22 protein-coding genes are annotated in these 23,275 nt (G+C 59.0%); 10 read left to right on the plus strand and 12 right to left on the minus strand.

All coding sequences use genetic code 11. The features are described from left to right. Positions 1-52: 52 nt before the first annotated feature. A complete protein-coding gene (locus tag RS75_RS08095) occupies positions 53-814 on the plus strand; it encodes a DUF2076 domain-containing protein (RefSeq protein ID WP_045019105.1) in 762 nt (253 codons plus the stop codon). A gap of 25 nt (positions 815-839) precedes the next feature. Here RS75_RS08095 and queF read toward each other — a convergent pair whose 3' ends face one another. The 4 genes from queF to RS75_RS08115 all read right to left on the minus strand — a co-directional run bounded on the left by queF (position 840) and on the right by RS75_RS08115 (position 3,981). Then, positions 840-1,304, minus strand: coding sequence for a preQ(1) synthase (gene queF / locus RS75_RS08100; protein ID WP_003494539.1), 465 nt, complete (start codon positions 1,302-1,304; stop codon positions 840-842). A gap of 16 nt (positions 1,305-1,320) precedes the next feature. Then, positions 1,321-2,223, minus strand: coding sequence for a cation diffusion facilitator family transporter (locus RS75_RS08105; RefSeq protein ID WP_045019108.1), 903 nt, complete (start codon positions 2,221-2,223; stop codon positions 1,321-1,323). A 154-nt stretch (positions 2,224-2,377) separates the two neighbouring features. After that, complete coding sequence (locus RS75_RS08110; protein WP_045019111.1) at positions 2,378-2,806, minus strand: glyoxalase superfamily protein; 429 nt, start codon at positions 2,804-2,806, stop codon at positions 2,378-2,380. 68 nt (positions 2,807-2,874) lie between these two features. Beyond that, entirely contained in the window at positions 2,875-3,981 is a 1,107-nt protein-coding gene (locus RS75_RS08115; RefSeq protein WP_045019113.1) for a branched-chain amino acid ABC transporter substrate-binding protein, read from the minus strand. Between the two features lie 288 nt (positions 3,982-4,269). On the opposite strand from RS75_RS08115, the gene RS75_RS08120 reads away from it, so the two are divergent. Next, positions 4,270-5,445, plus strand: a complete 1,176-nt coding sequence (locus RS75_RS08120) for a DUF3095 domain-containing protein (RefSeq protein ID WP_045019115.1) — start codon at positions 4,270-4,272, stop codon at positions 5,443-5,445. A 120-nt stretch (positions 5,446-5,565) separates the two neighbouring features. Here the strand turns inward: RS75_RS08120 and RS75_RS08125 are convergent, their stop codons facing one another. From RS75_RS08125 to RS75_RS08140, 4 genes are all read right to left on the minus strand, one after another. Beyond that, positions 5,566-5,886, minus strand: a complete 321-nt coding sequence (locus tag RS75_RS08125) for an ArsR/SmtB family transcription factor (RefSeq protein WP_045019117.1) — start codon at positions 5,884-5,886, stop codon at positions 5,566-5,568. 531 nt (positions 5,887-6,417) lie between these two features. Further along, the gene (gene choV / locus RS75_RS08130; RefSeq protein WP_045019119.1) at positions 6,418-7,464 is read right to left on the minus strand and encodes a choline ABC transporter ATP-binding protein; all 1,047 of its coding nucleotides are present in this window, start codon (positions 7,462-7,464) and stop codon (positions 6,418-6,420) included. Beyond that, the gene (gene choW / locus RS75_RS08135) at positions 7,461-8,312 is read right to left on the minus strand and encodes a choline ABC transporter permease subunit (protein WP_045019121.1); all 852 of its coding nucleotides are present in this window, start codon (positions 8,310-8,312) and stop codon (positions 7,461-7,463) included. Before choW ends, choV begins: the two co-directional genes overlap by 4 nt. Before the next feature lie 289 nt (positions 8,313-8,601). Further along, the gene (locus RS75_RS08140) at positions 8,602-9,552 is read right to left on the minus strand and encodes a choline ABC transporter substrate-binding protein (protein ID WP_045019123.1); all 951 of its coding nucleotides are present in this window, start codon (positions 9,550-9,552) and stop codon (positions 8,602-8,604) included. Between the two features lie 334 nt (positions 9,553-9,886). Between RS75_RS08140 and RS75_RS08145 the strand changes: the two genes are divergently transcribed. The 3 genes from RS75_RS08145 to RS75_RS08155 all read left to right on the plus strand — a co-directional run bounded on the left by RS75_RS08145 (position 9,887) and on the right by RS75_RS08155 (position 12,443). Then, positions 9,887-10,468 (plus strand): thymidine kinase, encoded by a 582-nt coding sequence (locus RS75_RS08145; protein ID WP_045019203.1) that lies wholly within the window; start codon positions 9,887-9,889, stop codon positions 10,466-10,468. A gap of 126 nt (positions 10,469-10,594) precedes the next feature. Further along, positions 10,595-11,047: a pseudoazurin gene (locus RS75_RS08150; protein ID WP_045019125.1), complete on the plus strand. Its 453-nt coding sequence runs from the start codon at positions 10,595-10,597 to the stop codon at positions 11,045-11,047. Between the two features lie 238 nt (positions 11,048-11,285). Next, positions 11,286-12,443: a DUF2333 family protein gene (locus RS75_RS08155; protein WP_045019127.1), complete on the plus strand. Its 1,158-nt coding sequence runs from the start codon at positions 11,286-11,288 to the stop codon at positions 12,441-12,443. Positions 12,444-12,479: 36 nt separating this feature from the next. On the opposite strand, the gene RS75_RS08160 is transcribed toward RS75_RS08155, so the two are convergent. Then, the gene (locus tag RS75_RS08160; RefSeq protein WP_045019129.1) at positions 12,480-13,196 is read right to left on the minus strand and encodes a helix-turn-helix transcriptional regulator; all 717 of its coding nucleotides are present in this window, start codon (positions 13,194-13,196) and stop codon (positions 12,480-12,482) included. A 100-nt stretch (positions 13,197-13,296) separates the two neighbouring features. Next, positions 13,297-13,818, minus strand: coding sequence for a TIGR00645 family protein (locus tag RS75_RS08165; RefSeq protein ID WP_045019131.1), 522 nt, complete (start codon positions 13,816-13,818; stop codon positions 13,297-13,299). Positions 13,819-14,175: 357 nt separating this feature from the next. Here RS75_RS08165 and RS75_RS08170 point away from each other — a divergent pair, with 357 nt between their 5' ends. Next, positions 14,176-16,416 (plus strand): TonB-dependent hemoglobin/transferrin/lactoferrin family receptor, encoded by a 2,241-nt coding sequence (locus RS75_RS08170; RefSeq protein ID WP_045019132.1) that lies wholly within the window; start codon positions 14,176-14,178, stop codon positions 16,414-16,416. A gap of 54 nt (positions 16,417-16,470) precedes the next feature. Here the strand turns inward: RS75_RS08170 and RS75_RS08175 are convergent, their stop codons facing one another. After that, positions 16,471-17,379: an extensin-like domain-containing protein gene (locus tag RS75_RS08175; RefSeq protein WP_045019134.1), complete on the minus strand. Its 909-nt coding sequence runs from the start codon at positions 17,377-17,379 to the stop codon at positions 16,471-16,473. Between the two features lie 282 nt (positions 17,380-17,661). Here RS75_RS08175 and RS75_RS08180 point away from each other — a divergent pair, with 282 nt between their 5' ends. Beyond that, on the plus strand, positions 17,662-19,851 hold the full coding sequence (locus tag RS75_RS08180; RefSeq protein WP_045019136.1) for an anthranilate synthase: 2,190 nt from the start codon (positions 17,662-17,664) through the stop codon (positions 19,849-19,851). A gap of 76 nt (positions 19,852-19,927) precedes the next feature. Here the strand turns inward: RS75_RS08180 and RS75_RS08185 are convergent, their stop codons facing one another. Beyond that, positions 19,928-20,875 (minus strand): HD-GYP domain-containing protein, encoded by a 948-nt coding sequence (locus RS75_RS08185; RefSeq protein WP_045019138.1) that lies wholly within the window; start codon positions 20,873-20,875, stop codon positions 19,928-19,930. A 294-nt stretch (positions 20,876-21,169) separates the two neighbouring features. Between RS75_RS08185 and ade the strand changes: the two genes are divergently transcribed. Genes ade through RS75_RS08195 form a run of 3 tightly spaced genes read left to right on the plus strand, consistent with a single transcriptional unit; the run spans position 21,170 to position 23,275 of the window. Further along, positions 21,170-22,864: an adenine deaminase gene (gene ade / locus RS75_RS08190; RefSeq protein WP_045019140.1), complete on the plus strand. Its 1,695-nt coding sequence runs from the start codon at positions 21,170-21,172 to the stop codon at positions 22,862-22,864. A gap of 35 nt (positions 22,865-22,899) precedes the next feature. Next, positions 22,900-23,049: a DUF4160 domain-containing protein gene (locus RS75_RS25520; RefSeq protein WP_234704236.1), complete on the plus strand. Its 150-nt coding sequence runs from the start codon at positions 22,900-22,902 to the stop codon at positions 23,047-23,049. Further along, on the plus strand, positions 23,030-23,275 hold the full coding sequence (locus tag RS75_RS08195; RefSeq protein WP_045019142.1) for a DUF2442 domain-containing protein: 246 nt from the start codon (positions 23,030-23,032) through the stop codon (positions 23,273-23,275). Before RS75_RS25520 ends, RS75_RS08195 begins: the two co-directional genes overlap by 20 nt.

Here is a 23,275-nt window from a genome sequence, read left to right on the forward strand (position 1 = left end):
TCGGCCCTACCTCCTTATCGTGGATTTTCGCTTCACGGTAAGGAGGCATCATATGTCACCGGAAGAAAGCCAGCTTCTCACGGCCCTGTTCGACAGGACCAAAACCGCATCCGCCGCCCCGCGTGACCGCGAGGCGGAAACATTGATCGCGGACGCCGTGCGCGATCAGCCCGCAGCCCCCTATTATCTCGCCCAGGCGGTGATCGTTCAGGAAAAGGGCCTGGAAGCGGCGGCAGCGCACATCAAGCAGCTCGAAGACCGCATCCACGCGCTGGAAAGCGGCAATGCCGCTCCGCAAGCCGCCGCACAGGGCGGCTTTCTGAGTTCGATCTTCGGCACCGGCCAGCCACAACCGCCCGCGCCGACACCCGCACCACCGCCGCCTCAGGCCTCGTGGCGCAACGACACGGCAGGCCAGACGGCCGGTCCATGGGGATCACCCCCAGGCCGCGCACCCGATCAGCAGCCCGGCGGCCTATGGAGCCAGCAGCCCGGAGCGGCCGGACGTTCATCAGGTGGCGGTTTCCTGCAAGGCGCGCTCGGCGCAGCCGCCGGTGTTGCCGGCGGCATGCTGCTCGCCAATTCGTTGAGCGGTATTTTCGGCAACCACGCGTCGTCGTCAGGGTTGGGATCGCCCTTCGGCGGCAGCAATCCTGCCGGTAACGCACCTGCCGAGGAAACCGTCATCAACAACTATTACGGGGACAGCGCTAACCCGCAAAACAACGACGACGACGATATCCAGCAGGCCGACTACGATAACAGCGCCGATGACGCGGATATGGATTCAGGCGACGACAGTTCGTTCGCCTGAGCCTCCACCGTTCTGAAAAGCCGGATCAGCCGCGACCGCGATAGGTCGGGACACCCTGATCCGGCAACCACACACCCTCGGGCACCGGTCCGGTCTGCCAGAAGACGTCGATCGGAATGCCGCCGCGCGGATACCAGTAAGCGCCGATTCTCAGCCATTTCGGCTGCAGCAGCTCCACCAGCCGCCTGGCGATATAGACCGAGCAATCCTCGTGGAATGCGCCGTGGTTGCGGAAGGATTGCAGGAACAGCTTCAGCGACTTCGATTCCACCAGAAAATCACCGGCAATATAATCGATGACGATATGGGCGAAGTCCGGCTGGCCGGTCATCGGGCAAAGCGAGGTGAATTCGGGCGCGGTGAACCGCACCACGTAATCGGTGCCGGCATTGCCGTTCGGCACCTTTTCGAGAATGGCCTTTTCCGGGCTCTCGGGCGTATCGACCTTCGTGCCCAGCTGCGACAGGCCGGAAACATCCGTCACGGACATGGAAAACTCCTGTTATTCAAACAATCACTTTGACGCCATGCGCCTTTTCGCCTTCCGGCTCGACGTGAATGGCAAGGCTGGCGCCCGGTATGACGTCCCTTATGGCATCTTCAAGGCGGTCGCAAATATCATGCGCCTCCCGCACCGTCATCGGAGCGGGAACGACAACGTGGAAATCGATGAAGGCGGCCGAACCGGCGCGGCGGGTCCGCAGGTCATGCACCCCGATCACGCCACCCGAATGGTCGGCGATCGCCTTCTTGATCGCCTCCTCTTCCTCCGGCTCCACGGCCCGGTCCATCAGCCCGCCGAGCGAATTCAAAATGACCTTCGATCCCTGAAACAGGATGTTGATGGCGACCAGAATGGCCAGCAGCGGATCGAGAATGGCGTAACCCGTCACAAACGCAAGAACGAGACCAACGAGAACGCCCACGGATGTCACCACATCGGACATGATGTGGTGGCCATCGGCCGCAAGCGCCGGCGACGCGTATTTCTTACCGGTACGGATCAGGATCGTCGCCCAGACGGCGTTGACGAGGCCCGCCGCCGCGTTGATGGCGAGACCCAGAACCGGCGCTTCCGGCAACCTCGGATTGAAGAGACCGCCCCAGGCCTCCTGCACGATGAGGAGCGCGGCAACGACGATCAGCACGCCTTCCACGACGGCGGAGAGATACTCCGCCTTGTGATGGCCGAACTGGTGATCGTCATCGGCGGGCTTTTGCGCATACCGGATGACGAAATAGGCAATGAAGGCCGCAACCACATTGACGGTGGATTCCAGACCATCAGACAGAAGCGCTACCGACCCCGTGACCCACCAGGCCACGAGCTTGAGGCCCAGCACGCCGAAAGAAAGCGGAATGCCCCAGAATGCAAGCTTCCTTACCAGTGCATTGCCTTCACTGTTCATTTTTGCCCCCGTGCGGATGCGAACCAATTGCAGAACCGACTGCCAAAACGCATGAACCGCGCGCAGGGAGTTCCCTGCACGCGGTTCACTATTTCCGTTTTCTATCGTTCAAACCGCAGCCGAGGTCAAGACCCCGCAAGGTCACGGTAAAACGTCACCTCTCGCTTTTCTGCTCGCAGAAACGGATACGGTTGCCGAACGGATCGGTGACTTCCATGACATCGCCCCAGGGCAATTCTTCAACGCCCGGCTTCAGGAACCGGTAGTCTTTGCCCGCCAGCTCTCTCTGATAGGCGTGAACACCATGCATGGTGGCGAAGATATTGGAACCCGGCGTAGCATCGCCGTGATGACCGCTGAGGTGAAGCCCCATTCCGGCCCGCGAAACCTGCATGTAGAGCGGGAAATTTTCGCCGAAGCGATGTTCCCAGTCGATCTCGAAACCGAGAAAATCGACGTAGAATTCTCGCGCCTTGGCCTCATCGAAAATTCTGAGGATCGGGAATATCCGCGCAAAGCCGATTTCAGGAAGGTTTCCCTGTCCATCCGCGCGTGCATCCCGGGCATCGAGGTCGTTGCCCATTCTGCATGCCCCTTTTCAGGCGATGGAAATGGTACCGGCCGCAACGAATGCGGCCGGTACGCTCGATCTTATTCGGCTGCGACGATCTTGCCGTCCTGCCACTTGTAGAGCGAGAAGGCCTGCGACGTCAGGTCGCCGTTCTCGCCATAGGTGACCTTGCCGATTGCGGTGGCGAAAGCATCGCCGCTCTTCAGAGCCTTGACGACGGCTTCCGAATCCTTGGCGCTTCCAGCCTTCTCGATGCCGGCTTTCAGCACTTCGACGGCGGCATAAGCGTTAAGGGTGAAGGCTTCCGCCGGGATGTTGGCGGCCTTCAGCGCTTCGGCAGCAGCCTTGGAATCGTCGTTCTTCAGGGCGTCGGAAGCGTTGGTGAAGATCGTGCCTTCGCCGGCCTTCGCACCGATGTTCCAGAACTCGCTGTTCGAAAGGCCGTCACCGCCGATAACCGCAGCCTTGGCGCCGACGTCGTTCAGCTGGCGCACCAGAAGACCGGCCTCGGGGTGGTAGCCGCCGAAATAGACGATGTCGACATTTTCGGATTTCAGGCGGGCCGTCAGCGCGCCGAGATCCTTTTCGCCTGGTGTCAGCGCATCGTAGAGAACTTCGGTAACGCCGCCGGCATTCAGCGTCGTCTTGAAGGAATCCGCCAGACCCTTGCCGTAAGCGCCCTTGTCATGAATGATGGCGATCTTCTTGTCCTTGAGGTTGCCAAGAACGTATTTCGCCGCAACCTCGGCCTGCTGGTCGTCACGACCGCAGGTGCGGAAGACGTTGGAAAGGCCACGGTTGGTCAGATCAGGCGCGGTCGCCGTTGGCGTGATCATCAGAACGCCGTTTTCAGCAAAAACATCCGATGCCGGAATGGCGACGCCGGATGTCACCGGACCGACGACGAAATGGATGCCTTCGGCAACGAGCTGGTTTGCTGCAGAAACGCCCTGCTTCGGTTCGCCGCCATCGTCGGCAAGCTTGAGCACGACCTGCTCTCCGAGGATGCCGCCCTTTTTGTTGATTTCATTCACTGCCGTCTGCGCGCCGTTCTTGACCTGATCGCCATAGGCGGCGACCGGACCGGTAAGCGGCGCAATCAGGCCGATGATGATTTCGGCGTGGGCAAGCGGTGCGAATGCGAAGGACGCTGCGAGCGTCACGCTGGTCAATGTCTTCAGTTTCATCCTGGTGTCTCCTTTAAAAGAGGGTCGCAGACCCGGTGAGCGCCTTGGGCGTCGACCGAATGAAACTTATCGGACGCCTCCCGGCGAAAACTCGTTCCATGTTTGAATTCCGAGCCTCCAATTCAACTCATACGGAAGGTTTGATGACTTATGCAAGTCACCTTTGCTGGATAAGGTCTATTCCCGGTAAATCAACCGTCAGGCTGGCGATGATTGCATTCACCTCAACCGGCGAAGACACGGCGTAAATGCTTGGCGTTTGGGTGCCGCTGGAGGATAATAGCGGGCATGAACACAGCAGACGACGAGTTTCTGACGGGCCTGCCCGTCTTCCGGCATTTTGAGGATGTGGCCGACCCGGCGCTCTATCGCGCCCTGCCGCCGGGATGGGGACTGGCCATCGCCGATATCGTCGATTCGACGGGGGCGATCGGGGCCGGCAGATACAAGGCCGTCAACATGGCGGGCGCTGCGGTCATATCAGGCATATCGAACAGTCTCGGGCGTCACGATTTGCCCTTCGTGTTCGGTGGCGATGGCGCCGCCGTCGCCGTGCCGCCAGGCGGACTGCCTCTTGCGGGCGTCGCCCTTTCGAACGTGCAGTGCTGGGTGAAGGATGATCTCGACCTGTCGATGCGCGTGGCGCTGGTTCCGATAGAGGACATCCGCGAGAACGGCTTCGATATCCGCGTCGCGCGCTTTCAGGCGAGCGAGGATGTTTCCTACGCCATGTTTTCGGGCGGCGGCAACAGCTGGGCGGAAGCGCGGATGAAGGAGGGGCAATACGCCCTGCCCGCAGTCGCGACAGGCGGGCGGCCGGATCTGACTGGCCTGTCGTGCCGTTGGAACCCCATTCCCACAACCCACGGCAAGGTGGTGTCGATCATCGCCGTGCCGGGACCTTCGCGGGATATGCCGGCATTCCGCCAGCTCGTCATCGATCTCGTCGATCTGGCTGCGCAGGACACAAGACACGGCCACCCCGTGCCGGAGGATGGACCGCAACTCGGCTTCGTGCAGGAAGGGCTTGGTCTCGAAGCCCGGGCCGGCGCAGCATATCGCGACAGCTGGGGCAAAATGCGCCGTTCCCTGCGCATCCTCGGCGAAAGCCTGCTCATCACTCTTCTCGGCATAACGGGATTGTCGCTCGGACGCTTCAATGCCGAGCGCTACCGGCGCGCAGTCGCCAGCAACACCGATTTCAGGAAATTCGACGACGGCCTGAAGATGACGGTGGATATCGATGCCGGGAGGCTCGAAAAGATCCGCGCGCGGCTGGAATCGGGCCGTACCTCCAAAACCTGTTATTTCGGTCTGCACGAGCAGGACGCCGCATTGATGACCTGTATCGTGCCCTCCCCGCTCTCGAAGGACCATATGCATTTCGTGGATGGCGCCGATGGCGGATATGCGGCTGCGGCAAGCCGGCTCAAACAGCAGATGCAGGCCGCGTCATCGCCCTGAAACCGAGCCCATGCGCCTTTGCCGGACCAGATATTCGGCAAGGCACCGGACAAAGAAAAACCGGCGTCGTGCGCCGGTTTTAATGGAATGGTACCGCCGGGCCTGTGGGGGGCCGTGGGATCAGGCGGCGGTCTTGCTGCTCTTCTGCACCTGGCAATAAATTTCCTCGAGAGAAGCGAGGATCTTTTTGACGGATTCGGAATTGCTGGAATAATAGATGGTCTGCGCATCCCTTCGTGTCTTCACCAGCCGCTGGGCACGCAATTTCGAAAGATGCTGCGAGAGCGCGGACTGGCTGAGACCAACTTGGGAGGCGAGAACACCGACCGGCACTTCCGTATCCACCAGCGTGCACAAGATCATCAGGCGCTTGGGATTCGCCATCGCTGACAGCAAGTCTGCAGCGGCGATGCTATGTTCCGACAGAGATTGGTTATCCATACGCTCAAGTCTCCTGATGACAGTCGGAAAGACGGTCATGGTGGCTATTATAGGTGTTCTAAAAAGGTGTTTTTATAATTCTGTTGCTACGTTGTATATACCTAAATCTTGCTTATATCGTGGCCCTTTCAAAGACTATTCTTCATTGATCATTAACTTAAGACACCTTGATCAATTTTTCAGCTTTCTGCCTGTTTTTTATCATTTCCGCAATAAACTCATGTATTCGCAGGAGTATTCTCACAAATAAACAATCAAAAATTGAGCACCAAAATTTCGCTTTTCAATGTCCGGCTCGATGACCGTAATCTTCCGCCACCTTAAATTTCGCAGGGAGGTACAGAATCTAGTCTAACCTTGCGCAATTTTTTCTAAGTTTGCAATATAATTTTTATACGTAATTATTTTAATGCATAACTTATAATAATCAGAATATTCTTTTTTATTATACCAGCCATGACTTCCAGCTAAAACTCATGTGAAAAGGCCTTCCGGAGAGGAAGGCCTTTCGTTTTCTAATTCGGGCGTTTCTTATCTTTTTCGGTGGCGTGTCAGTCCGGTCACGATTTCATCTGCGGAAATAGTGCCTATAATCGCGCCATTCTCGACGATGCCGATCGCGCCGGAATGTTTCGCAAGCGCATCGAGGATGTCGATCAGCGGCGATGACGGACGGGCGGTGGCGGCAACCGTCAACCGGCCGTTTCGTTCGTCCACGCCCTGCTTCATCACGTCGGCGGCCGTCAGCATGGAGATCGGATTCATGTTCTGCACGAAATCCGCAACATATTGCGTGGCCGGCTGTTTGACGATCTGCTGTGGCGTGCCGCACTGGATGATGCGCCCGCCTTCCATCATAGCGATGCGGTTGCCGATGCGGAACGCCTCGTCCAGATCGTGACTGACGAAGAGAATGGTTTTCTTCAGCCGGCTCTGGAACTCCAGAAGTTCGTCCTGAAGGCGGCTTCTGATGAGGGGGTCGAGCGCGGAGAACGGCTCGTCCATCAAAAGAATCGGCGCGCCGGTGGCGAAAGCCCGTGCCAGCCCCACGCGCTGCTGCATGCCGCCGGAAAGCTCTCCCACCTTGCGGTCGGCCCAGGCGGACAGGTTTACCAGCTCCAGCTGCTCGGCCACCATGCGCTTGCGCTCGACTTCCGGGGTGCCGGAAAGCTCCAGTCCGAAACCGACATTGTCGGCCACGTTGCGCCAGGGCAAAAGGCCGAATTGCTGGAAGACCATCGAAACCGTGTGCATGCGCAGGTCGCGCAGCGATTTCGCCGTCGCCCGATAGGGATCGACAAATCCGGTCGCCGTCTTCACGCTGACATTGCCGCGCACCACGGGCGCCAGACCATTGACGGCCCTGAGCAGCGTCGACTTGCCGGAGCCGGAAAGCCCCATGAGCACGAGTATCTCGCCCTCATTGACCGACAGCGAGGCATTCGCAACGCCAAGGACCAGTCCGGTCTGCTCGTTGATCTCGTCGCGCGTGCTGCCCTTGTCGATCAGCGCCAGCGCAGCGTCAGGTCGGTCGCCGAAGACGATATCGACATTTCCGAAGATGATTGCGTCACTCATAGATCATGCTCCGTGCCGGGAAGGCGGAAAAGCCGGTCGAGAACGATCGCCAGGATGACGATGCACAACCCCGCTTCGAAGCCCATGGCGATGTTGACGGTATTCAATGCGCGCACCACCGGCACACCGAGGCCATTTGCGCCGACGAGGGCGGAAATGACCACCATCGACAGCGAAAGCATGATCGTCTGGGTGAGACCCGCCATGATCTGCGGCGCGGCGAAGGGAAGCTCCACCTTGCGCAAAACCTGCGACGGCGTCGCACCGAAGGCAATGGCCGCCTCCACCAGCGCCGGCGGCGTCGAGACGATGCCGAGGCGCGTCAGGCGCACGGGCGCTGGAATGGCGAAAATGACGGTGGCGATCAGCCCCGGAACCATGCCGAGGCCGAAAAGCACCAGCGCCGGAATGAGATAAACGAAAGTCGGGATCGTCTGCATCAGATCCAGCACCGGGCGCATGCCGGCATAGATCCACCTGCGCCGTGCCGCCAATATTCCAAGCGGTATGCCGATGATCATGCACACCGCGCTGGAGGCGAGAACAAGCGCCAGCGTTTCCGTGGTCGCCTTCCAGTACCCCAGATTGATGATGAACAGGAGACCGAGCGCCGTGAAGACGGGCATGCCGACGGAGCGGCGCGTCCAGGCCGAAAGAGCCGTCAGGATCGCGACGATGATCAGCGGATGCGGCGCCTGCAAAACATAAAGTAGGGCGTTGATGACGCTTTGGAAAATGAAGGAAAGCCAATCGAAGAAAAAAGCAAGATTGCCGGTCAGCCAGTCGATGGCCTCCTTGGCATATCGGCCGACGGGCAGGCGGTTTTCAGGAGCGCTGAGCCATTCCACGGTAAGACAAGACCTTTCGTGAACGAGAGCAATTCCAGTAAAAATGCGTAGCGGTTTGGGGTCCGGAATTGCAAAAAAACAAGGAGATGAAGCATTCACGGTGATCCCGTTTCACCGCAAATGCCGCTGATGCAGAAACGACGGCCGGCAAGGAATTGCCGGACACCGGGATGGCGCGCGACCCGGATGCGAGAAAAATTCGCTGACCGGGGCATGCGGGGCATCGTAAATTTCCGCTGCACCCGGTCTGCCAACGACAGGCCGGGTGCAGTCATGCACTGTTTGCGGTTTAGAGGCCCAGCGCCTTCTTGGCGGCGGGCAAGGCGTCAGTGCCGTCCTTGGTCTTGACGTTGGCGAGCCAGGGCTCGATCGCAGCCGGGTTGGCCTTCAGCCAGGCGGTCGCGGCCGCCTCGCCTTCCATGCCGTCATTCAGGATCTTGCCCATGATTTCGTTTTCCATGGGCAGGGTAAATTCCAGGTTCTTGAGAAGAACGCCGACATTCGGGCATTCCTCGGTGTAACCCTTGCGGACATTGGTGTAGATCGTCGCGCCGCCGAGATTGGGGCCGAAGACCTCGTCGCCGCCGGTCAGATAGGTCAGCTTGAAATTCGCATTCATGGGATGCGGTTCCCAGCCAAGGAAGACGATCGGTTCGCCGGATTTCCCCGCGCGGGCGACCTGCGACAGCATGCCCTGCTCGGAAGACTCGACCACTTCGAAACTCTTCAGCCCGAAGGTGTCCTTCGCTACCATGTCGAGGATCAGGCGGTTGCCGTCATTGCCGGGTTCGATGCCGTAGATCTTGCCGCCGAGATCGTCGCTATGGGCCGCGATATCCTTGAAGTCCTTGATGCCGAGTTCGGCGCCCTTGGCATTGGTCGCCAGTGTATATTTCGCACCGGTCAGGTTTGCACGCAGGGTTTCAACCGACTTGTCGTCGCGGTAAGGCGCGAGGTCGCCTTCCATTGTCGGCATCCAGTTGCCAAGGAAGACATCGATGTCCTTGTTTTTCAGCGATGTATAGGTGACTGGCACCGAAAGAAGCTTGACGTCGGTTTCGTAACCGAGACTCTTCAGCAGCACCGTGGCGGTGGCCGTCGTGGCGGTGATGTCGGTCCAGCCCACGTCGGAGAAACGCACCTTGCCGCAACTTGCCGGCTCGGCGGCGCTGGCCGCATTGAACGTCATGACGGAGATTGCTGCGGCCAAAACCAGACAGCGACTTCTATTTGCAAACATCGCTTGCTCCCTTTTTTCGTTCCCTTGCCATTATCAATATCTGCCGGACACAATCAACTCGCGTGCGTTTGCGTGCTTTGGCCCGCCGTTTGCGACACAATGATGAAAATATCCGGCTTTTGCCGCGCGGTATGGACCGTGACAGGATGCGGAAATCTGTGTTTTTCCCGTCGCAGCACTTTTCAACTCTCTCCTTCACCGTCAAAAGACGCAAAGGCCGCAGCATCGGCGCAGGAACCGGAAGCGGTTTTGCAAGACCGATGCGCCGATCAAATAAGGCGGGCGCATCCTTGCGAAGCGTTCAAAGGACGGGAAGGCGCTCCGGGAGTGGATGATGGCAAAACTCTATTTCAATTATGCGGCGATGAACGCCGGCAAGTCGACCATGCTGCTGCAGGCATCCTATAATTATCAGGAGCGCGGCATGCGCACGCTGATCTTCACGGCCGCCTTCGACAATCGGGCGGGCTTTGGCCGGGTCGCCTCACGCATCGGCCTGTCTTCGGACGCGCGGACCTTCGATGAAAGCACCGATATTTTCGCGCAAGTATCGGCCTTGCATGCCGAAGCGCCCGTCGCCTGTGTTTTCATCGATGAAGCCAACTTCCTGTCCGAGCACCATGTCTGGCAGCTTGCCGGCATTGCCGACCGCCTGAACATTCCGGTCATGGCCTACGGCCTGCGCACGGATTTTCAGGGCAAGCTTTTCCCGGCCTCCAAAGAACTGCTCGCCATCGCCGACGAGCTTCGCGAAATCCGCACCATCTGCCATTGCGGCCGCAAGGCGACGATGGTCGCCCGTTTCGATAATGAAGGCAATGTCGTCAAGGAGGGCGCGCAGATCGACGTCGGCGGCAATGAAAAATACGTTTCCTTCTGCCGCCGCCACTGGGTCGAAACGGTCAAGGGCGACTGACGAGGCAATTGACCGGCTGCGTCCGGTTGCCGCATTTGATTTTTCGCAAGGATAGCTTGCCTGCTCCTGCGCTAAGACCATGCAGGCACATTCGCGTGGATGTGCTTTCTCGCAGGAGCAAAAGATATGCACGACAAAACTGCCACAATCGCCGGCCTTGCCATCGCAGCCAGCCTCTTTGCCTTTCCCGCCCTGTCCGCCGAAATCGAAGTGAAGATGCTCAACAAGGGCAGTGACGGCCAGATGATGGTCTTCGAACCGGCAACCGTCAGGGCGGCCGTCGGCGACGTCATTTCCTTCGTGCCCGTCGACAAGGGTCATGATGCGGCAGCCGTCAAGGAAATGCTCCCCGAGGGCGCCGCCGATTTCAAGGGCAAGATGAACGAGACGCTGAAGGTGACGGTCGAGAAGGAAGGCGCCTACGTCGTCAAATGCCCGCCGCATCTCGGCATGGGCATGGTCGCGCTCGTCGTCGTGGGTGATGCGGCACCGGCCAATCTGGATGCCGTAAAGAACGGCAAGCTGCCGAAAAAGGCGCGGGAGCGGCTGGACGCCGAAATCGCCAAACTCGGCCTGTAATCGTCTGTCCCGGCGGTGCTGCGGCGGCGCATGTTTCGCGCGCAGTCCGGGACGCCGGAACGGCCGGTGCGGACCGCAGGTTGAGAAAAGTTTCGCAATCATGTTGTATCCCGATTGAGCGGGACATATCTGGAGACAGTGAATGACCGCGGTTTTTTACGAAGCGCCGTAAGGCACCCGGCCAGACCACGGGTTTGTTCCGGCGTCCAGCCCCACGGGCAGAGGAGACTATGACGACATGATCGACCGGATAACCGCTTTGATTCAGGCAGCCTTCAACGCCATCGGCAAGGCCGCCAGTCTTGTCGTCGCATGGCTCCTGTGGCCCTTCATGGCCGCCCACGGCTGGTATCGCGGCCGCAACTGGATCATCAAGGGTCCGATCGCTCTGGTGCTCATCTTTCTCGTCGCCTTCTACGGATATTTCGTCTGGCAGACGCAGGTCTGGACGAATTTCGACGCGGATTACATTTCCCGTTACAAGCTTGCCGAACGCACCGTGCCGCCCGGACAGGAATTGCCGACCGCGACCACGACTACGGCCGCCGGCGCGACCGGGGCCGCCGCAAACACATCCGCGCCGGTTTGCCAGCGCTCGGCCATCGTCGATGCCGCCGCCGACCTCACCGATTTCAACGTCAATCAGAACGCATGGATTTCCTCCATGTTGCTCTACCGTCTCGGCCTCTTCGGCATGGACTGGGACAGCACGCCGTTTCTGGACAACAAGGCGTCCTTCCAGCGCGGCGTGAACCAGGCGGTGCGCCGTACCTCGGTGGAACTGGTGGATACGCTCGGCCGCGTTCGTGGAACCTCGGGTATCAACAACAATCTTCAGGAAGCGCGCGGGAACATGCAGTTCAGCGAGTATTCCTGGTATTTCGGCCTCGACCCCTTCGGCCCCAAGACGCCGACACCCAGCTATTACCGCGCCGCCATCCGCAGTTTCCAGGCCTTCAACGGCGAACTGACGGCCTGCAAGGCCGTTTTCGACACTCGCGCCGACAACCTGATCCAGTTCATCGACCGCATTGCCGGCGATATCGGCTCGACGTCGGCCATTCTGCGCGAGCGTTCGGAAAACTATAATGGCGGCTGGTTCGACACCCGCGCCGACGACCGTTTCTGGTTCGCCTATGGCCAGCTCTATGGTTATTACGGCGTGCTTTCCGCGGCCGGATCGGATTTCGCGCAGGTCATTCGCGAACGCAACTTGACCAATCTCTGGAACGACACCCTGGGGCAGACCCGCGCGGCGCTGCGCATCCAGCCGGCGATCATCTCCAACGGTGAGGAAAGCGGATGGATCATGCCCTCGCACCTCGCCACCATGGGATTTTACGTTTTGCGGGTTCGCTCGAACCTCGTCGAACTCCGTTCCGTTCTCGACCGGTAACGGCGCCGGCCCTGCGGCCGGCCCAACCTGCCAGACTCAGTCTATCAGGCGCAGGCGAATGGTCTTGGCCACCAGTTGCGCGCGGTTGACGCAATCGAGCTTGCGCATGGCGTTGTTCATGTAGGCATTGACGGTATGTTCCGAGATGGACAGAAGCTCGGCGATCTCCACCGACGTCTTTCCCTGCGCGGTCCAGCGCACCACGTCGAGTTCCCGTTTCGTCAGAGGCGACGGGCCTTTGGAGCCGGCGTAAGAAAGGCGGTCATAGGCCTCCAGGGCATGCAGCGCGATCATGCCCAGTTCGTTCAGCGACGATTGCGGCAAGGCATCGCGATCGCCGGCGAAATTCATCAGATGCCGGTTTCCGTTCATGCCGTTTACCGGCACCATGAGACCGGAGGTAATACCTATGCTGCTCAGCGAGGCTCCTGCATCCGCCAGCGTCTCACAGGCAAGCTCCGCATCGTCGAGCGACCAATATTGCGGCATCATCGATGAGGCGCCGCGCTTGATAACCGGACAGTCGCCGAGCGCACCATCCCTGGTCATCGCGTTCACGACCCAGATCGGCAGGCTGCTTTCCACAATCGTCGGCAGGGCATAGCTGGAGCGGCCGCCCGGCAACTTCAGCAATGTCACATGGGAATAACCGAACGCCTGCATCACGTCTTGCAGCGCCGCCAGCCATTGCTGCCTGTCGGTGGCAACCGAAAGGTTCCGGCAAAGCCTGTCCTGGCGCTCCGTCGTCGACATTCAGGTGCCGCCGCCGGGCCGGCGTGCTTGAGCCCGGAGCGAAATACAAACGGCATGGGCAAACACGGTTACGAGCTTCATATCGGGTGAACTACCTTGGTTAAAGCACCTGTTTTTCAGACGTGTCCTTCGGCTTCGCCATCAATTTTTCCAGAAAACCGAGCATGACCGCCGAAACGACAAAAGCCAGGTGAATGATGGTGAACCACATCAGCTGGCTATCCGTATACTGACTGGCGTTGAGAAATATCTGCAGCAGGTGGATCGATGAAATCGCCACGATCGACGATGCGACCTTGATTTTCAGACTGCCCGAGTCGAGCTTGCCCAGGAATGAAACCTCGTCATCCGCCTCATCGAAGCGGCTGACGAAATTCTCGTAGCCGGAGATCATCACCATGACGATGAGGCTGGCGACCAGCGCCGCATCGATCAGCCCGAGCATGGCGAGGATCATGTCCGATTCATCGTAGATGAAAACGTTTTTCGCGACCTTCAGGAACTTGAGCGCGAAGGAAAACGCATAGACCGCCAGTGCCGCGACGAGCCCGAGATAAAAGACGACGAGCAGCCAGCGGCTGGAGAGAATGATCCGCTCGACGAGCAGTTCAAGTGACTTCATTTCCGTATCCGTTTAATTTTCTGTCTATTGTCGGGATATGCTTTCTTTCGCCATGTAAACTGGCTGCGAATATCCTAGCAAGCGGCAATGTCGGGACTTTGGCCGGACGGAGGCGTTTTTGGCCCTATCCATTGCTTTGGTCCGGCCTGACAGAGCGTCACATTTTTGCCACGTCCCGTTATGCTTTAAAACATGATGGTAAAAGTCATATATAATATGTTGACAGTTATCCTCATGTTTTTTAGTGCTCGCTGATCGGCTCGTCCGTAACACATCAAAACAGTTTCAGCCGCGACAGCAGGCGCGGCGCGTTTTTGCGCGCCGTGGTTTCTCCGCGCGTTTACCCGGGGGTATTCAATGTCCATCTCGCGCACGCATTCCGCGCTGCTTTTGTGCACTGCCATGTCTCTTCTGCCCTTTGCCGGGCCTGCCCACTCGCAGGATGCGGCGTCGCAGACGAACGGCACCACCACGCTCGAGAAGATCGTGGTCAAGGGCAAGCGCGTGAAAAGCGCGAACGCCGTCGCCGACACGCCGCTTGCGAGCCAGACAACGGCGGAAGACGTCCGCAAGAAGGATATCGGCAGTATCAAGGACCTCGGAAACTCCACCGAGCCGGGCGTCGATTATGTGGATGCCAAACCCGGCAGACCCGGCGGCCTGTTCATTCGCGGCCTCGGTGAGGCGCGCGTCGTAACCCTGATCGACAATATCCCTGTCCCCTTCTTTAACAATTTCGCCCGTCAGGGCCAGGCCACCACCACCCTGAGCAATACGAATTCGAGCTTCGATTTTTCGTCGCTTTCCACGGTTGACGTGGTACGCGGCGCAGATTCCAGCCGCATCGGCTCCGGCGCCCTCGGCGGCGCGCTTGTTTTGCGGACGCTCGAACCGGAAGATCTGATCGGCGAAGGCAGGGACTGGGGCGGGGTTGCCAAAACCACCTATGACAGCGAGGACAGAAGCGTTGGTGGATCGCTCGCGGTCGCCAAAAAGATCGAAAACACTTCGGTCCTGTTCCAGGGATCTTACAAGCGCGGCAACGAGGCGGACAACAAGGGAACGGCCGATATCTACGGAACGCGCCGCACCAAGCCCAACCCGGCCGACACCTATGAAAGCAACCTGATGTTCAAGATCCGTCAGGATCTGGAGGGTGGCCATCGCATCGGCCTGACGGCGGAGCGTTTTTCGCTCAGAGACCGCAGCGACATGCGGACCCTGCAAGGCGTCAGCGTTTCGGGATCGACCTACCGGATCGGCGATTACAGGGGCTATGAGGATACGGAACGCGAACGCGTATCGCTTGACTACGAATATGAAGCGCCTTCAACCGACGGCCTGATCGATGCGGCCAATCTGTCGCTCTACTGGACGCGCCTTACCAAGGAATCCGGTGCGGGCGACCGGCTGACCAACAATTCGCTCTATATTCGCGAAGACAGCATGCGCAATAGCGCTTTCGGCATCGTTGGCGGACTTGAATCCGGTTTCGACCTCGGTGGCGTGCAGCATACGGTCCGCTTCGGCGGCAACGCCATGACCACCGATTTCAGCCAGGAGCTTTACGCCAACACGGGCGGATCGACCTCATCGTCGCAATCCGACATGCCGGATGTCAGCGGCAAGAGCCTCGGTCTCTATCTCGATGACGAAATTGCGTTTGGAAACGGCTTCCGTCTGACGCCCGGCTTGCGCTTCGATTCCTACGATTACGATCCGGACGGCTCGGTATCCAGCAACGGCGGTTACAACACTTTCGGCCTGCCAAGCGGTAACAGCGGCTCACGCTTCTCGCCGAAACTGCTCGCTACCTACGACGTGACACCGGAGTTGCAGCTCTTCGCCCAATGGTCGATGGCTTACCGCGCGCCGACGATCAACGAACTATACCTGAACTTCTCGAATATCAGCTCCGGTTATGCCGTGGTCGGCAACTCCGCCCTCAATCCCGAAACCAGCAACGGCTTCGAAATCGGCGCGAACTACGCCTCCGGCGATCTGACGGGAAGCCTGACGCTGTTCCACAACAAGTACAAGAACTTCATCGAGCAATATACGACCTCGACGACGCTCTTCCCCGGCTTCGGCGGCAGGGGCAACGGATCGCTCTTCACCTATCGCAACCGCGCCAATGTTGAAATCTCCGGTGTGGAAGCCAAGGTTCGCAAGGAACTCGCAAACGGCTTCTTCGCCCACGCGTCACTCGCTTATGCCTATGGCAAGGACACGGACAGCAACGAATTCATCCGCACGGTGGCGCCGTTCAAGTCCGTCCTCGGCGTCGGTTACGCCCAGGAGACATGGGGTACGGAATTTACCGGCATCTTCTCCTCGCATATGCGTGACGACAAGGTGGCTTCCACCTACGATGCACCCGGCTACGGCATCTTCAACCTGACCGGCTGGTGGGAACCGGAACAGACCAAGGGCCTGCGCATTCAGGCCGGCGTCTATAACCTGTTCGACAAGCAGTACTGGAATGCCGTCGGCGTTCGCGACGTTAACCCCAACGCCGTCAGCACCGTCAACCAGCCTGTCGACTTCTATACGGAAGCAGGCCGCACCTTCAAAATCTCTCTGACTCAAAAATTCTAAGCCGGGTCGGAACATCATCTCCAGTCGGGGCGGCCTTCGGGTCGCCCTTTTTTATCAGCGGCAGTAGAGATAACCGCCCTTTCGCTCCAGCACGTCGAGATGCAGGTGATCCTGATGGGTGGCGTCGCTGCCGGGTGAGAGAACGGTGCGGAAGAACAGGCAGGCGGCAGCCGTAATCGTTCGCTGGAAGGCGCCTTCCGCCGTTCCGTCCTCGCCGCGCGGCTTCATCACCAGCGGCTCGCCCTTGTCGAAGGCGATGGTGGAAATATCCACGGCATTGCCCCGGGCATGTTCGGAGATCTTGCCGTTTTCGGCGCTGTTGCGGTTGCGGCAGATATAGGTCGAGGCATTGGCAATTGCCGTCACCTTTCTCTCCGGTAAAGCGAGGGCCGCCGCCGGCAGCATCATCTCCTTTGTCCAGCGCGATAGCGCAAGGGCCGTCTCGCAGCGCATGGTACCAGACGGTTCAAGCTTGATACCCGGTAGAACCACGGAAAGCTCGATGGGAGCCTCGATGCCGCACCCCTGCTCCTCGTCGCGGATCGGTTCGAGCTGTTTGAATTCCGCACCGATGTCCTTCAATGCGCCAAGACACGCCTGAAGTGCTGCCGGGTCTTCCGGCTTCACCGGCTCCGGCTGTTTCTTCTCCGGCTTGGCCGTCTCGCCAGCCGGTGCCCCGCTCTCATCGTCCTTTTTTTCCTTGTCGTCTTTCTTCTTGTCCTCGGAACCCTGCCCGTCCGGAACAGGCTTCCCTTCGGATTTGTCTTCTTGCGGCGATTGCGGCTTGGGGATCAGCTTCGGTGTCTCGTCCGGCGTTTGCGCGCCTTTGCCATCGGGCTTTTCCGTGTCGGCGGGCGTTTGCCGCTCGTCCGGTTTTGGCTGTGGCACCGGCACCTGACGCGGCGGTTCGGAGGCGGAAATGAATGCGAGGCTCATCATCAGAAGACACAGGCGATGAAGCATTTTGCGGGGCACTCCTGACTGTTTCGGCAGGACAGGAACGCAACTCGCGCCGGTAAGGTTCATTCCGTCGCCGGAATCCCCTTGCCAAGGCGAATTGTGCAGGCTAACAATTTTGCCATGAACATCGTGTCTAAGAACATTGCTAACTGGTGGTGGGGCAGCTTCACGCGGCCTTGACCAGTCATGTCTTCAGACAAAGTCCAAGCCGCCCGAATTTTCAGGCGGCTTTTTTGTTATTCTGCCGCCTGTCATCGGGCCTGAAAAACGGGAAGTACGAAAGAAATGGTAACGATCATTCAGGATGACGGAGCGGAAACCTACGAGACGAAAGGCGGCATCAAGGTCAGCCGAAAGCGTCGCGCCGCCGATTATGCCAGCGCCATCGACAATTACATCGAAAAGCTCGATGCCCATCGCGGTGCGGTTTTCTCGTCCAACTATGAATATCCGGGCCGTTACACCCGCTGGGATACGGCCATCATCGACCCGCCGCTCGGCATTTCCTGCCTCGGCCGCCAGATGTGGATCGAAGCCTATAATGGCCGCGGCGAAGTGCTGCTCGACTTCATCACCGAAAAGCTGAAGGCGACGCCCGATCTTACGCTCGGCGCATCGTCCGTCCGCCGCCTCGATCTCACCGTCAACGAGCCGGATCGTGTCTTCACCGAAGAAGAACGCTCGAAAATCCCGACCGTCTTCACGGCGCTGCGCGCTATCGTCGACCTGTTTTATTCGAATGCGGATTCGGCCATCGGCCTGTTCGGAGCCTTCGGTTACGATCTCGCCTTCCAGTTCGACGCGATCAAGCTGTCGCTTTCCCGGCCGCAAGACCAGCGCGACATGGTGCTGTACCTTCCCGACGAAATCCTCGTCGTCGACCATTATTCCGCCAAGGCCTGGATCGACCGCTACGATTTCGAAAAGGACGGCGTGACGACGGATGGCAAGACCTCCGACATTACGCCCGATCCCTTCAAGACCACCGATACGATCCCGCCGAAGGGCGATCACCGTCCCGGCGAATATTCCGAACTGGTGGTGAAAGCCAAGGAAAGCTTCCGGCGCGGCGATCTGTTCGAGGTCGTTCCCGGCCAGAAGTTCATGGAACGCTGTGAAAGCAATCCGTCGGCGATTTCCCGCCGCCTGAAGGCGATCAACCCGTCGCCCTACTCCTTCTTCATCAATCTCGGCCATCAGGAATATCTGGTCGGCGCATCGCCGGAAATGTTCGTGCGCGTCTCCGGCCGCCGCATCGAGACCTGCCCGATATCAGGCACCATCAAGCGCGGTGACGATCCGATTGCCGATAGCGAGCAGATCCTGAAACTGCTCAACTCGAAAAAGGACGAGTCCGAACTCACCATGTGTTCGGATGTGGACCGCAACGACAAGAGCCGCGTCTGCGAGCCGGGCTCGGTGAAGGTCATCGGTCGCCGCCAGATCGAGATGTATTCGCGTCTCATCCACACGGTCGACCACATCGAGGGCCGCCTTCGCGACGATATGGACGCCTTCGACGGTTTCCTCAGCCACGCCTGGGCGGTAACGGTGACAGGTGCGCCAAAGCTGTGGGCCATGCGCTTCATCGAAGGCCACGAAAAGAGCCCGCGCGCCTGGTATGGCGGCGCGATCGGCATGGTGGGCTTCAATGGCGACATGAATACCGGCCTGACGCTGCGCACCATCCGCATCAAGGACGGCATCGCCGAGGTGCGCGCGGGTGCGACGCTGCTCAACGATTCCAACCCGCAGGAAGAGGAAGCCGAAACCGAGCTGAAGGCATCCGCCATGATCGCCGCCATTCGTGACGCGAAAGGCACCAACTCCGCCGCCACCAAGCGCGATGCGGCCAAGGTGGGCACCGGCGTCAAAATTCTGCTCGTCGATCACGAGGACAGTTTCGTACACACGTTGGCGAATTATTTCCGCCAGACGGGCGCCACGGTTTCCACCGTCAGATCACCGGTCGCAGCTGATGTATTCGACCGTTTCCAGCCGGATCTCGTCGTGCTTTCGCCCGGCCCAGGCAACCCGACGGATTTCGACTGCAAGGCGACGATCAAGGCCGCCCGCGCCCGCGATCTGCCGATCTTCGGCGTCTGCCTCGGTCTTCAGGCACTGGCGGAAGCCTATGGTGGCGAGCTTCGCCAGCTTGCGGTGCCGATGCACGGCAAGCCCTCGCGCATTCGCGTACTGGAGCCGGGCCTGGTCTTCTCCGGCCTCGGCAAGGAAGTAACCGTCGGCCGTTACCACTCGATCTTCGCCGATCCCGCCACGCTTCCGCGTGATTTCATCATCACCGCGGAAAGCGAGGACGGCACGATCATGGGCATCGAACACGCCAAGGAACCGGTGGCCGCCGTTCAGTTCCACCCGGAATCGATCATGACGCTCGGCCAGGACGCCGGCATGCGGATGATCGAGAATGTCGTGGTGCATCTGACCCGCAAGGCAAAAACCAAGGCGGCATAAGCATTCTGCACCGGCGGCGTCACTTCGGCGTCGCCGGGCAGGCCTCAAACCGCGCGACTTCGCGGTCGGCTGCCACCTAGCCGCGCGGTAGCGAGGCGGAAATGCACAGAGCGAATTTCTTCAAAAGCTGCATGTCGAAATGGCCTTCCCGGCGTAACATCCAGGTCAGCGCATCATTCGCCGTCCAGGGCTTCTTGTAGGGCCGCACCGAAGTTACGGCATCATAGACGTCGCAGATCGCCGCAATCCGCGCGTAAAGGCTGATCTCGTTTCCGACACGCCCGCTCGGATAACCGCCGCCATCCATCCGCTCGTGATGATTGAAGCAGACATCGAGAACCATGGCGGGCATCTGCTCGTTACGCGATAATATATCCCGGCCGAATGCCGGATGAAGATTGATGATCTCCCGCTCGCTGGCGTCCAGCCCTTCCGTTTTGTTGAGGATCGACGAGGGAATTTCCACCTTGCCGATATCGTGCAGCAGCCCGCTTATGCCGAGCAGATCGACCGTTCCCCTGTCCAGCCCGAGATGATTGCCAAAATGGATCATCAACCCGCTGACGGACACGGAATGCACGAAGGTCGTCTCGTCCTTCGATTTCAACCGGGTGACGCCGATGAAAATCGCCGGGTTCAACTGGACGGCATCTGAAATCTTTCCGGCCGCCTCCGCCATGCCTTTCAGCGATACGCAGCCGCCGGCTTCGGCAACGGCAAAGGTCTCGGCGATAGCATCGGCAGCCGAGCGCACGGCATGGGTGACGGCGGCCATGGTCTCGGAAGAATTGTCGGGTTGCCGCGAGGCGGTCCCGGCGGAACGCGGCCTGCCGTCGATATCATTTCCCTTGGCGGTGTTGATGATGATGCTTTCAGCGCCGCTCAATTTCAATTGACGCATCAGCGCCTCATGCCGCAGAAGAAAGCGGTGCCGCCGCAAAAATTCATTGTTCGAAAACGCGCCTTCGACCGCTTCGATAAACATGCCAATCGTCAATTGCTGGGTGGAAATTCGTTTGAGCATTAGACGCTTTTATTTTCCTTCCCGGGGATGATAATCTCGACCCGCAATTCGCAAAAAACGCCGACGCTGAAACCGGCCTTCCTGCAAAGATTAACTTACGTATTCCAGACATTGTTCAAATGTAGAGTTCAAATGTAGAAATTGAAAAATAAGATAACACGAATATGAAAATTTTTTACTCTGGATATATTTAAAACACAAAGAATCAATTCAAACAAACCAAGAAACAACCTGAGAATGTAAATACTGAAAATTCTCGCAGACGACGTAAACCAGGAGCCGAAGAAAAGCCGCATGAATTCGAAACTTGAAACGCGCATCGATCAGGGTACGGGCCGCGAACCGGCGGATATGGTCCTCAAAGGCGGACGATTCTTCGACCTTGTGACCGGGGAACTTGTCGCCTCGGATATCGCCATCTGCGGCGATACTATCGTCGGAACAGGCGAAAGCTACGAGGGCCGCCGGGAAATCGATATTTCCGGAAAGATCGTCGTTCCGGGTTTCATCGATACCCATCTCCACATTGAATCGTCGCTGGTCACACCGCACGAATTCGACCGCTGCGTTCTGCCCTATGGCGTAACCACCGCCATCTGCGACCCGCATGAGATCGCCAATGTTCTCGGCGTGGAAGGGCTTCGGTTCTTTCTCGACAGTTCCATGGAAACCATCATGGATATCCGGGTGCAGCTCTCCTCCTGCGTGCCCGCGACGCATCTGGAAACCTCGGGCGCCGATCTGCCGATCGAAAAACTGCTGCCGTTCCGCGATCACCCGAAGGTCATCGGGCTTGCCGAATTCATGAATTTTCCGGGTGTCGTCCACAAGGACCCGGTATGCATGGCAAAGCTGGAAGCCTTTCAGGGACAGCACATCGACGGACACGCGCCGCTTCTCTCGGGAACGGCGCTGAACGGTTATCTCTCGGCCGGCATCCGCACCGAGCACGAATGCACGAGTGCCGCCGAGGCGCTGGAAAAAATCCGCAAGGGCATGCATATTCTGGTGCGTGAAGGCTCGGTTTCGAAAGACCTGCACGCCCTGATGCCAATCATCACCGAACGCCTTTCGCCTTATCTGGCGCTCTGCACCGATGATCGCAATCCGCTCGATATCGCCGAACAGGGTCACCTCGACTACATGATCCGCACGGCCATCGCCAGCGGCGTGGAACCTCTGGCCATCTACCGCGCCGCCTCGATTTCCGCAGCCAAGGCCTTTGGCCTGCGCGATCGCGGTCTCATCGCACCGGGCTGGCGCGCCGATCTGGTGGTGATCGACAGCTTGCAGAACTGCAAGGCGGGCATTGTGCTTTCCGGTGGTCGGATCGTCGATGATGCGCTGTTTGCCACCCGCAAGCCGGTCGCGCCCGTCGGGCTTGACAGCGTGAAGGCAAGACCGGTGCTCGCCGCCCATTTCGGCGTGCCAGTCGCGGAAGGTGAGACCCCTGTCATGGGCGTGCTTCCCGGCAAGATCATCACCGAACATCACCGCTACATTCTGCCGACGGACGGCAACCAGACGACTGTCGATCTTGCAAACGACATCATCAAGGTCGCCGTCATCGAACGCCACGGCAAGAACGGCAACCACGCCAACGGTTTCGTACAGGGCTTCGGGTTGAAAAAAGGCGCCATCGCCTCCACCGTCGGCCATGACAGCCACAATATCTGCGTCGTCGGCGTGAACGAGGACGACATGGCGCTGGCCGCCAACCGGCTCGGCGAAATCAAGGGCGGTTTCGTGGTGGTCGAAGACGGCAAGGTGACCGGCGAAATCCCGCTCCCCGTTGCCGGGCTGATGAGCCTCGAACCTTACGAAACGGTGCGCGATACGCTGCACACCCTGCGCAAGGCCGCCTATGCGCTCGGCACGACGCTCGAGGAACCCTTCCTGCAGGTGGCTTTCCTGCCCCTGCCCGTCATCCCGCACCTGAAGATTTCCGACATGGGCATGGTGGATGTGGATCGGTTTATGTTGATCTGACCGTAGAGCAATAATGGAGGATAATTTTGCCCGTCGTGTTCAGGTCCGGGGATCTTACATTCTTCTTTTACTCGAACGAGGGCAATCCGCGTGAGCCCGTCCATATTCATGTCAGGAAAGCCGGAGCCGTCATCAACAATCGCAATCTTATCAAGAGTACGTGGAATGACTATTTCGGCAACTGATGTGAATTTCGACGATAATACGATGTGGGTGTCGCTGGACGATGGCCGTACACTTGGCGCGCCATTGGCGTGGTTCCCCCGGCTCCTTGTCGCCGCCCCCGCCGAGCGCCTGAAATTCGAGCTTAGCCCCGGCGGCATACACTGGGAAAATCTGGATGAAGATATTTCCATCGGCGGCCTTCTCGCCGGGCGCGGTGATCAAACCACGAAGCGACCCGCAGCCTGA

The sequence above is a fragment of the Rhizobium nepotum 39/7 genome (assembly GCF_000949865.1).
GTDB classification, from domain to species: domain Bacteria; phylum Pseudomonadota; class Alphaproteobacteria; order Rhizobiales; family Rhizobiaceae; genus Agrobacterium; species Agrobacterium nepotum.